9 protein-coding genes and 1 pseudogene are annotated in these 11251 nt (G+C 37.5%); 6 read left to right on the forward strand and 4 right to left on the reverse strand.

Annotated features, from left to right (window positions below):
• Positions 1-119: 119 nt before the first annotated feature.
• From Q0L68_RS09545 to Q0L68_RS09570, 6 genes are all read left to right on the forward strand, one after another.
• Positions 120-581: a hypothetical protein gene (locus tag Q0L68_RS09545; protein WP_296702176.1), complete on the forward strand. Its 462-nt coding sequence runs from the start codon at positions 120-122 to the stop codon at positions 579-581.
• 503 nt (positions 582-1084) lie between these two features.
• Positions 1085-1744, forward strand: coding sequence for a DUF1080 domain-containing protein (locus Q0L68_RS09550; protein WP_296702178.1), 660 nt, complete (start codon positions 1085-1087; stop codon positions 1742-1744).
• Positions 1745-1770: 26 nt separating this feature from the next.
• Positions 1771-3120: a Gfo/Idh/MocA family oxidoreductase gene (locus tag Q0L68_RS09555; RefSeq protein ID WP_296702182.1), complete on the forward strand. Its 1350-nt coding sequence runs from the start codon at positions 1771-1773 to the stop codon at positions 3118-3120.
• A gap of 242 nt (positions 3121-3362) precedes the next feature.
• Complete coding sequence (locus Q0L68_RS09560) at positions 3363-5765, forward strand: FtsX-like permease family protein (RefSeq protein ID WP_296702184.1); 2403 nt, start codon at positions 3363-3365, stop codon at positions 5763-5765.
• 32 nt (positions 5766-5797) lie between these two features.
• Positions 5798-6481 carry an ABC transporter ATP-binding protein gene (locus Q0L68_RS09565; RefSeq protein ID WP_296702187.1) on the forward strand — a complete coding sequence of 228 codons (684 nt, stop codon included), beginning with the start codon at positions 5798-5800 and terminating at the stop codon, positions 6479-6481.
• Entirely contained in the window at positions 6441-7808 is a 1368-nt protein-coding gene (locus Q0L68_RS09570; RefSeq protein ID WP_296702190.1) for a TolC family protein, read from the forward strand. Before Q0L68_RS09565 ends, Q0L68_RS09570 begins: the two co-directional genes overlap by 41 nt.
• Before the next feature lie 80 nt (positions 7809-7888).
• Here the strand turns inward: Q0L68_RS09570 and Q0L68_RS09575 are convergent, their stop codons facing one another.
• The 4 genes and pseudogenes from Q0L68_RS09575 to Q0L68_RS09590 all read right to left on the reverse strand — a co-directional run.
• Positions 7889-8737 (reverse strand): OmpA family protein, encoded by an 849-nt coding sequence (locus tag Q0L68_RS09575; RefSeq protein WP_296702192.1) that lies wholly within the window; start codon positions 8735-8737, stop codon positions 7889-7891.
• Between the two features lie 245 nt (positions 8738-8982).
• Positions 8983-9567, reverse strand: coding sequence for a DUF4136 domain-containing protein (locus tag Q0L68_RS09580; protein ID WP_296702194.1), 585 nt, complete (start codon positions 9565-9567; stop codon positions 8983-8985).
• A 325-nt stretch (positions 9568-9892) separates the two neighbouring features.
• Positions 9893-10792, reverse strand: a complete 900-nt coding sequence (locus Q0L68_RS09585) for a cation diffusion facilitator family transporter (RefSeq protein WP_296702197.1) — start codon at positions 10790-10792, stop codon at positions 9893-9895.
• Between the two features lie 100 nt (positions 10793-10892).
• A pseudogene (locus tag Q0L68_RS09590) lies at positions 10893-11251 on the reverse strand (NAD-dependent dehydratase); the annotation flags it as partial.

The raw sequence follows: 11251 nt of genomic DNA on the forward strand, positions 1-11251 counted from the left end.
GCAGCGGTGACTTTCAATCCTCTATCAAATAATATTTACCTTCAAGGAACGGTCTCTGTGATAGAGTTATCCAGATTTAAATAGACAATGCATCAGTTTTAACTAAAGGAGTTCAGTGCATGGGAAATAAGAAGGATTTTATTCTCAGCAAGGCAAATAAAGGAATCAGGAAGAAGAATAGGATGCTTCAAATTATGATCATCCTGTTGACCTGTTTGGCATTCTATGATTCGATTGAAAATGATATCCCGCTGTATTACATTTTTTTCTATGTCGTTGGACTGGTAGTCGGCCGAATTTTTAAGTACACCCGAATCGTGGAGCGTGATGAGGAGGGGCAACAGTTGGTGCTAAAAACAACTAAAGGGGACATTGTCCTTTCAGTAGCCTTACTTTTATTTCGATTTGTTTTTGGGGCTATGATTTTACAATCCGCCCATGTAGCCTTTGTTTCCACAGCTCTTTCTCTTCTTTTTTTGGGGATTTACAGATCCAAATGGAAAGGACTTGTATCTCAGGTTGATGAAATGGTCTACGATTGGTTGGGAAAGGAATTCAAGAAAAAGGAGCAGGATTCATAATCTCCGAAAGACTCGAAGCGGAAGTCTGAAATCAGAAGTCTAAAATCTTGAGTCTGAAATCTGAAATCTAAAAAAAGAATTAAAGCACTATCCGATTCCCCTTTGACAAGGGGGCTGGGGGATTTGTTAATCAAGTGGTTGGTGAGGATAACAACCACGGGGAAGACACCAACCACTGTGGGAAGTACACGAAGTAAAAATATATAGATTTCCTGTCTAACTTCGGGCAGGCTCCATCCCGATAGCCCTCGAGGAGGTAGAAAGGCTCCGTAGTATTCATTTCTACCATCTTGGTCTATGCGAAGTGAGCCTAGAACCAGGGCTGCGATAGCTTTTTAGAATCAAGTTTTAACCTGAGGATATGGTTTCAATAAAAATTTGGAGAAGCTCCGCGAAACTTATTTAATTTTTTTAATGAAGTTAAACTACCAGAATTTGCCTATAAAAGTTAAATTGTGCCAACGTTTTATTCCGCATCGGTTCAATTAAACAAAAGCACCCAAATGACAAAGCATAAAACCTTCCTGTTCTTTATTGCCTTGATGGCTGTAGTATTTGGGACCCATGCCCAAAACAATTCAACAGAAGCTGGCTTTACTAAGCTTTTCAATGGAACAAACCTAGATGGTTGGGTAGGGAATAAAGAATCCTACCGGGCAGAAAATGGAATGATAATCATCGATCCTCAGGGAGGTGGTGGAGGTAATCTTTATACTGAAAAGGAGTATGGGAATTTCATTCTTCATTTTGAATTTCAATTAACTCCCGGTGCCAACAATGGTCTGGGAATTCATGCTCCCTTGGAAGGAGATGCTGCTTATGTGGGGAAAGAACTTCAGATTTTAGATAATAGGGCAAAGAAATATGCTGAGTTGGAAGTTTATCAATATCATGGTTCGGTATATGGAGTGATTCCCGCAAGGCGTGGTTTCCTAAAACCGGTAGGAGAGTGGAATCAACAAACAGTCATTGTCAATCATCCTAAAATTCAGGTCATCCTGAACGGTACCACAATCCTTCAGGGAGATTATTTGGAAGCGAGTAAAGAAGGAACCCTAGATCATAAGGAACATCCAGGTTTAGCGAGAAGCTCTGGTCATATCGGCTTTTTGGGACATGGGGATGTGGTTCATTTTAGAAACATAAGAATCAAGGAATTATAAATCATCAAAGTAACTAAATCATAAAAATGAGTAAGAAAATTTCAGTAATGGATCGCCGGGATTTCGTCAAGAAAAGTGGTATTGGTATCCTAGGAGCAGCTTTGGCACCTTCGTTTTTAAAGAATTTGAATGAGGAAGGTAGATTAAGAACCGCACATATCGGCCTAGGCGGAATGGGTATGGCTGATTTGGATGCCATTTCCTCCCATGAATTAGTCGATGTGGTAGCTCTTTGTGACGTGGATAGTGCTGCTTTGGCAAAAGCGAAAGCATTACACCCGAATGCAAAAATCTATGAGGATTATCGGGTATTATTGAAAGAGTTAGAGGATGAAATCGATGCGGTGGTTGTTTCGACTCCTGATCACACCCATGCTCCGGCATCTTTGATGGCGATGAAAATGGATAAGCCTGTTTATTGTCAAAAGCCTTTGACCCACCATGTTTCAGAAGCTCGCGAAATGAAAAAGGTGGCTGAAAAAAAGAATCTGGTAACCCAAATGGGAATTCAGGTTCACTCATTTTACGATTATAAATTGGCTACGCTATTGATCCAGTCAGGGATCATTGGAAAAGTGCATACTGTTAGAGCATGGTCTCCAAAAAACTGGGGATTTGACGGGGCTGAGCCAGATGGATCTGATCCGGTTCCAGCTACATTAAATTGGAATCTGTGGCAGGGAACTGCTCCTGAAAGGCCTTACAAAGATGGTTACTACCATCCCGGCAATTGGAGAAAAATCATGGATTATGGATGCGGTACGTTGGGAGATATGGGAGTTCATATTTTTGATACCCCTTACAACGCCCTTCAACTTGATGTTCCCGAAACGATCATTAATGAGTGCCGCCAACCAACAAGTTTTGGATTCCCAGAGCATAACATTGTGACCTATGAATTTCCGGGAACTCCTCAAACAGCTGAGAAATTAAAGTGGGTTTGGTATGATGGCACAGGAGCACCTTCAGATCATGAGGATTTGGTATTACCAAATGGAGATGAATTACCAGATCAAGGAGCTATGTTTATGGGAGAAAATGGCAGACTTTTGTTGCCCCACTTCCAGCAGCTTCCTAGAAAAATAGTGGATGGAAAATATGTGGAAATGGATATTGAGTCCTTCAACCTAGGAAAGCCAGTAAAAGATTACGACGCAGAAAGTAAAAAACACTATCATCAATTCGTAGATGCCTGTCTTGGAAAAGGCGAGTGTAGTGCTCCATTCTCCTATGCGGCTAGATTGACTGAAACTATTTTGCTTGGAGTGATTGCAGGTAGATTCCCGAATCAGACCCTTCACTGGAATAGCTCGAAAGCGAAGTTTGATGAGAAAGAAGCCAATGAGTTTCTGGATGGAAAGTACCGTAAGTTTTAGAATAAGACTTATGAAGTAAGATATAAGATTTTAAATCCTAGAATCAAGATTTAGAGCTTACAATTTAAAAGTAGTGGATTAACAATTGATAATTTGTTTTGTTCGCCAGCGAACAAAAATGTTCGAGAAAACTATACTATAGAATGATAAAAAATGCCTCTGAAGCTATTTCAGGGGCTTTTTTTTATGGCACAAAACTGGGGAATAGAAAGATGTTAGAAATTATTTAACCTGAAGAGATTATGTGGAAAAATTACTTAAAAGTTTCCTTTAGGAATTTACAAAAGCGAAAGCTCTATACAGGGATCAATTTGTTGGGTCTAACCATTGCTATAGTCAGCTTTTTGGCGATTTGCCTTTACATCAATCATGAGTGGAGCTATGATAGAATGTATTCGGACTACAACCGTATTTATAGACTGAATCAGGAATTTCGATCGGAAGGTGAATCTCAATTAGTTTCCTCCACTCCATCTAGTTTGATTCCTACATTAATTGATGAAGTTCCGGAAGTAGAAAATGGAACATTAATATTTGATTTAAGTATTTTTTCCTCGGTGATGATTGATTCTGGGGAGGGAAATCAAGAAGAAAAGTCATTTGCATATGCAGATGAAAACTTTTTTGAAGTATTTGATTTTGATTTGATTTCAGGTAACCCAAATCAGGTTCTTTCTGAACCCAACCAACTAGTCCTAACGAAAAGTACGGCAGAGAGATATTTTGGAAATGCCATTTCTTCTGTAGGAAAGGCATTAAAAGTAGATAATCAAGATTATATAATATCCGGAGTTATGGAAGATTTTCCTTCCAATAGCCATATTGATTTTGATTTTATAGCTTCATTCAAAACGCATCGTCATGGAACGAAACCAGAATGGTCTCCCAGTAATTATTATAACTACGTAAAGCTAAAAGAAGGTGCTGATCCTCAAGGTTTCGAAGGGAAGTTAGGACAGATTGTAGATAAATATTTAGGTAAAGATCTCGCTGAATATGGATATGAAACTGCATTTTTCATTCAGCCAGTTACTCAAATACATTTGGGAGATCAGACTTTAGGCTCTATCAAGCCAGGATCTGATATTCGGTATATCTATATTTTTGGGGTGGTGGCTTTGCTGTTAATTGCTATAGGAATTATCAATTATGTCAATTTGGCAACAGCTGAAGCTACGGAAAGAAATAAGGAAGTAGGCTTACGCAAAGCCATGGGGGCTGGAAGAGGTCAATTATTTGGTCAGTTTGTTTCTGAATCCATGCTATTGACTTTTGCTTCTACTGTACTCAGCTTGATGGTATTGTATTTAATTTCTCCAAAATTCGCCTCCTTGAGTGGGGTTCCCTTGAATCTGGACCTAGTGGTTTCTCCGATTGGGATTGCGCTACTAATTGCGTTTATAGTTTTGATTGGAATTTTAGCTGGCTTATACCCTTCTCTTATACTTTCTGGAATGGAGCCTATCAAAGCTCTTGCAAATAAAACTAAAGTAGGAGGGGGAGCTTGGGTTAGAAAATCTCTGGTAGTCTTTCAGTTTTTTGTTTCCATCGGATTGCTTATTTCAACATTTGTCGTGAAGAGTCAACTCGACTATATGAAAGAGGTAAATCTTGGTTACGACAAAGAACATCTCGTTTCCCTAAATTATCATTACAATATGAGGGAGGGCATAGAAACCATCAAGAATGAAATTCTTCGATCTGGAGCCGCAACCTCAATTTCTAGGGCAGCTGATATGCCTATTCATATTAAAGCTGGATATAAAATTTTTCCGGGTGGCGATAATCAGCGTGAATTTATGATTACTGGTTATTCGGTAGATAATGATATTATTCAAACCATAGACCTTGATTTGATTGCAGGAAATAATTTTTCTGATTCAGATATAAAGAGAAGTGATCTTGAAGAAAGAAATGAGCATTTTACAGCGATCCTCAATGAATCTGCCGTTAAGGAAATGGGCTGGACTGTGGAGGAAGCCATCGGTAAAACAATCAATCTTGGTTTTAATGAAAATACTGAGGTGAAGGGTGTAGTAAGAGATTTTTACTTTAATTCCTTGCACCATCAAGTGGGTCCATTGGTGATTTTTAATGATCCAGATCAGGCTAATGTACTGCTGATCAAGTTGCCCGAAGGTGATCCGAGTAAGCATTTGTCAACTTTGGAAGGGATTTGGGAAGAGCTAGTACCAGAAAGACCATTCAACCCAGTTTTTGTGGATCAAGCTTACAATCAGATGTATAGTTCGGAACAAAAATCTGGATGGATATTTGGCTTGTTTTCAGGAATTGCCATTTTCATTGCCTGTATGGGATTGTTTGGTCTGGTCAGCTATGTAGCATTAAGAAGAACTCGGGAAATCAGTATCAGAAAAGTTTTGGGTGCTACCCAAGGAAATGTGGTTTCAGTTCTTGCCGCAGATTTCTTAAAGTTATTGTCTTTTGCAGCCGTCTTGGCAATAGGATTTGGGATTTGGTTTTCAAAAAGTTGGCTTCAGGATTTTGCCAATCAAACCGAGCCTAGTATCTGGCCCTATATTATTGCGATAGGTATAGTTTTTAGCTTAGCTATCTTCACTATTGCATACCGAAGCTGGAAAGTATTCTCACTCAATCCGGCAAAAACATTAAAAAGCGATTAATCAACACATAAATTTCAATTCATTATTTTCAAATGATTCAACTCAAAGAAATTGATAAGTTCATAGAATCTCGCTTCCAGCGGATTTTCATTCTCAAAGGCATCAACCTGACAATAAATGAGGGAGAGTTTGTCACCCTCATGGGGCCAAGTGGTGCCGGTAAATCTACTTTACTGAATATTCTAGGCCTTCTGGATGAAGATTATGCCGGAGAATATTGGTTTGGAGATAATAATATTACCAAAATGAAAGACCGAGAAAGGTCATCTCTTCATAAATCTGAGTTTGGATACATTTTTCAGGCATATCACCTCATTGATGAATTGACTGTGTATGAAAACATTGAAACACCTCTTCTTTATAGAAAAGTATCCTCAAATGAGCGGAAGAGTATTATTGCGAATCTCTTGGATAGATTCAATATGGTTGCCAAAAAAGACTTGTTTCCTGCTCAGCTATCTGGAGGTCAGCAGCAGTTGGTAGGAATAGCTAGAGCTATTGCCGGTAAACCCAGAATATTATTGGCAGATGAACCAACCGGAAATTTACATTCGGGTCAGGCAAAAGAAATTATGGAGGTTTTTCAAGAACTACATCAGGAAGGGACTACCATTATCCAGGCTACACATGCCAGAGAAAACGCTGATTATGGCACCAGATTGATCCAAATGCTGGATGGAAAAATTGATCAAGATGAAGTTATTACCCATGTTTAAAAATGTTTTAGGTGCAGTTATTCTGATGATTTCTTTTGGAGCTGCACAAGCTCAGGATACTTTACAACTCGATTTTAGGCAGGCTGTTGAAATAGCTCTTTCTAAAAATTTGGACTATCAGATACAGTCCAATCAAATGGAGGTATTAAAAAGACAAAAGCAATCCGCTTTTGCATCGCATTTTCCAAGTGCAAATATAGGTTCCAGTTTCCAGCAGCAAAAAGGACAACAATTCCAGCAAATTGAAGGTGAAATCGTAGTGACCAATGTAACCAATGAGATTGTTTCTTCTGGCCTCAGCCTTAATATGCCTATTTTTAATTCAGGAAGAAGGATTTTAGATACCCAATCATCGAAGTTGAGTTATATGGCAGGAGAAAAAGGGTTAGAAAGAGCTGCTCAGCAAGTCATTTTTGATGTTTCCAGAAGATATTTGCAGGTGCTTTTGGATGGTGAATTATTTCGAATAGCTCAAGAGAATTTAGATAACCAAAAACAGCAATTAGAACAGATTACCGGTTTTGTTGATGCAGGTCTAAGGACTCTTTCTGATCAATATAATCAGGAGTCAGAAGTGGCAAGACTGGAATCAGTGGCATTGAGAGCTCAAGTTCAATTAGAAAATGATCTATGGACTCTTTCGGAATATTTGCAATTAGAACCAACGGTCATTCCAGACTTGGATCCGGTAGATCCTTTGGCGACCACTATTACATTTGATGGCTTAACTGTTAATGAATTGTATGAATTGGCAAAAGAAAGCAGATCTGATTTAGATCAGCAGGAGATGTTGGTGGAGTCAGCTCAAAAAAGTGTGAAAGCCATGAAGGCGATGTATTTCCCAAGAATCAATGCCTTTTATAATTATAATACATTCTTTACTTCATTAGATGATAGAACGTTGAGAGAGCAGCTGTTGAAAATCTATCCACAGCAAAATTATGGTTTAAGTCTTCAGATTCCAATCTTCAACAATCTACAAAACAAGCTGGAAGTAGGGAGAAGGAAAGTGGCCTATCAGAATCAAATTCTTCAAAAAGAGTCACTTGATCGGAAGGTTTTCCAAGACGTAAAATTGGCTTATATAAATTATCAGGCAGCGGTGAGGAATGAAAAAAATACGCAGGTTCAGGTTTTAGCGGCGGAAGAAGCTCAAAAAGCAGTAAGTGAACGGTTCCGACTTGGGTTGTCTAATTTTGTTGATCTTTCCACCGCTAACCAGCAATTGGTCGCTGCCCAGGCAGATCAAGCACAGGCTGTCTACACACTCTACTTTCAAGAAGTTCTAATGAAACATGCATTGGGAACCTTGAACATCGAATTTTAATAGACTGACAAATAAAATAACAAAAGGCTGATCTCGGAAAGATCAGCCTTTTTTAGGTTGGTTTAGTTTTTAATTGCCGATTACAACATCGCAAAGAACATATCCAAATCTGGGATCAAAACTATTCTTGTTCTTCTGTTAATCGCCATATTTTCAGGAGTGTCATTTTCAACGATCGGCATGTAGCTCGCTCTTCCTGCAGCAATCATTTTTTCCGGAGCAACATTGAAATCTTGTTGTAATTTTCTAACGATACTTGTCGCTCTCTTTACAGATAGATCCCAATTATCCTGAATCACACCAGTCGAGATAGATCTTGGGTCTGTATGTCCTTCAATCATCACTTGAAGACTTGGTTCAGCATTAATTACTTCTGCTAATTTTTCTAAAAGAGGATTAGCTTTACTGTTGATTCTATAGCTTCCCGTATTGAACAATAGCTTGTCAGAAACAGAGATCATTACTACTGTTTGGTCAATATCAATCTGAATATCATCCTCCTCACCATCAACAGTAGTTTCGGTGATGTTTTTCTTCAAATTGTATTCTACAGCAAGATTGACAGAGTCTTCCAAAGTTTTGGCTTGAGATAGTTTGTCCTGATCTACCATGGCCAAAGTTTCATTCATCTTTGCTTTGGAGTTTTTGGACATTACAGTACCTCCTTGGATATCATATAAGCTGGCGTTGGTGCTATTCAATTCATCATTTACAGATCTGAGAGAATTGATTCTATTGTTATATTCAGCAACTCTTGCTTCGATGATAGCCATTTTTTCTTCCAACTCAGCTTTCTCTTGTTCAGTAGTGGCAAGTTCAGATTGAGTTTTAAATAGGTTACTTTCTAATTCTGTGTATTTCTTTTTGGAAACACATGAAACCAAAAGTGTAGCCCCTAAAATTCCTGTGATAATAAATGATTTCTTCATTTTTAGATTTTCTTGATTTTGGTTTGTTAGTTCCAAACCAACTGCCATTCACGAAAATCAAGGTTTTCAACCTATGTAGATTCTATTAAAATGTATTTAATTCACTTTAAATCAAAGCTTTATCTATTTTTTAATTCTCCTTTTGTGTAAAAAAAAGATATCCCGATAATTCGGGATATCTTAAATTTTTGTGGAAAATTTCTACATAATGGATAGGAGAATTCCCACTAATATTCCTAAAAAAGTTATTGCATGTATCGATTAACAACCTTGAATTCATTCATGACTCTATAGGCTGCTCTGGTAATATCAGATTGAAAGTTTGGAGATTCTACGTCAAAACTAGCAGCTGTATAACCTTGCCAGATTGTACTGCCTCTCTTACTATCAATTACATAAATAACTAACATACCTTGATTTTCCTGATATTTTACCTGGTTATAGGTTTCATCTTTTTCTTGCTCTTTTTCTTCTTCACCTTCATCATTGATGGTAGTAACTCCGCGTCTATTTAACCAATAATCAAATTCAGGCTGATTATATCCTCTATATTTAATAGAATCCATGAAAATTTTATAACTGACGAGCATATCTGGTTTTTGCTCATATTCTCTGAAACCCTGCGAACCTAATCTCGCACCGATGGTAGCATTCAGGACCGTTGATATACTTGCGGTATCTATTTCATCCGGGACAACAAATGCAAATGTTTTATATTTTTTAAATGAACCCTGATAGTTGTAATCATATTCTGTTACGTAGTCTTTTTGTGTAAAACAAGAAGCACATAAGATCAATAATAAGGCTAGAATTAGGTAGGAGTTTTTCATGATTGCTTTAATTCAAATTTGGATAAAAAGTATATCATAAATGCGAACGATTAGATGACATGGAAATAACTGAATTCCTATAAAGTTGTTTTCAAATACTTGTAATTCAAGATTGTGTCTTTTTAAGGTATTGAAAAAAAATCAAAATTTCATCTTTTAATTTTCCAAAAAATAATATTGTATCCCAGATGACTTAAATCTGTAATGGTAGCCTGAAAATATTAGCAAAAAAGGACTATAAACCTGAGATTAATCCAAAATATATTCTTTGGGAACCAATTAAATAAATAAACAACACAGCAATTATTTTTTTAAAGGATGAGATTTAATGCTGATGTGGTTCTGTCAACTCACAGGTTTCTTCATGCATTTCCACTTCCACTGTATAGTGGCTAAAAGGGAATTTCTTTAAAACCTCTTTAATCGCAGCTTTTGCTTTTATCAGTTCATCAAGTTTATTAACAGGCTTTATTTTCACATGTGTTGTGAAAACATGATGAGCTCCTTCCAGTGACCAAAGATGGGTATGATGAATTGATTCTACTTGCGGGATTTCACAGATTTTCTTTTTGATCTCTTCCAAAGAGAGTTCATTTGGAACAGCTTGTAGGAAAATGTAAAGCGTATCTTTCAGATTTTTGAATACATTCCAAAGGATAAAACAAGAAATTCCCAAAGAAAGGGCTGGGTCAAGCCATGGAATATAAACGAAATAAAGAATGATTCCTGCAATCAAAACTGCCACCCAACCCAAAACATCTTCAATCAAATGCCAACTCACTACTTTTTCGTTTTGGGTAGAGCCATGACTTACTTTCCAAGCAGCAAATCCATTAACGGCTACCCCGATCAAAGCAAAAATGATCATTCCTTTAGCATCAGAGACTTCAGGAGTTATAATTCTTTGGACAGCCTCGGAAATCACAAAAAAGGATCCAGTGATCAAGATCAATGCATTGATTAATGCTCCAAGGAGAGAGAATCTGGTGTAGCCAAAAGAGAATTGCTCGTTGGCGGATTTTTTGGATTTTTTGTCTAAATACCAAGCAAGACCCAGTGAAACGGAATCTCCCAAATCATGAATCGCATCTGAAAGGATTGCTACTGAATTGATCCAGATTCCACCGAAAATTTCTAAAATGGTAAAAGCAAGATTTAGAAAAAAAGCAAGCTTCAGATTGGAACCTGAACCGTGATGGTGGTGATGATCGTGAGAATGAGCCATATATTAGATCTCTTACCGTAAAATTAGTAAAAGAACGGTGCAAGGCTATTGCAATTAGAAAGGAAGAGAAACTGTTTTTAGTTATTCCTATTCCTAAAATTTAGATGCTACTCTTCAATCCTTGCTCGATACGGGTGTGTTTAAGCCCATAAGTTTTCTCAATTTTAGTTGAGTGAAAACAATAGTCTTCGGCTGTCTGGTATCTTAATTCTTTAATCTCCTTCATAATAGACATGAAAATACCTAGTATGGAAACCAACCATGAAGGCATTACCTGTAGTTTGAAGTTAGTTCCCATTTCTTTGTTCAATAAAGCAGTGATTTCATTTCCGGTTGGGAAAGAAGGATCTGTTGGTAAATGCCAGCTTTGATTCCAGGAATCTTCTTTCAATGCTAAAAAAGCAGTGGCTTTGCCAGCATCTGGTATGTATGTAAATGAATGTTTTTTATCACCTGAAT

Origin of the sequence: Algoriphagus sp. (assembly GCF_024642405.1) — a bacterium.
Lineage (GTDB): Bacteria > Bacteroidota > Bacteroidia > Cytophagales > Cyclobacteriaceae > Algoriphagus.

Bases quoted from the DNA above. Each gene is read 5' to 3' on its own strand.
- Q0L68_RS09545 (WP_296702176.1), top strand. From the start codon at position 120: ATGGGAAATAAGAAGGATTTTATTCTCAGCAAGGCAAATAAAGGAATC.
- Q0L68_RS09550 (WP_296702178.1), top strand. From the start codon at position 1,085: ATGACAAAGCATAAAACCTTCCTGTTCTTTATTGCCTTGATGGCTGTA.
- Q0L68_RS09555 (WP_296702182.1), top strand. From the start codon at position 1,771: ATGAGTAAGAAAATTTCAGTAATGGATCGCCGGGATTTCGTCAAGAAA.
- Q0L68_RS09560 (WP_296702184.1), top strand. From the start codon at position 3,363: ATGTGGAAAAATTACTTAAAAGTTTCCTTTAGGAATTTACAAAAGCGA.
- Q0L68_RS09565 (WP_296702187.1), top strand. From the start codon at position 5,798: ATGATTCAACTCAAAGAAATTGATAAGTTCATAGAATCTCGCTTCCAG.
- Q0L68_RS09570 (WP_296702190.1), top strand. From the start codon at position 6,441: ATGGAAAAATTGATCAAGATGAAGTTATTACCCATGTTTAAAAATGTT.
- Q0L68_RS09575 (WP_296702192.1), bottom strand. From the start codon at position 8,737: ATGAAGAAATCATTTATTATCACAGGAATTTTAGGGGCTACACTTTTG.
- Q0L68_RS09580 (WP_296702194.1), bottom strand. From the start codon at position 9,567: ATGAAAAACTCCTACCTAATTCTAGCCTTATTATTGATCTTATGTGCT.
- Q0L68_RS09585 (WP_296702197.1), bottom strand. From the start codon at position 10,792: ATGGCTCATTCTCACGATCATCACCACCATCACGGTTCAGGTTCCAAT.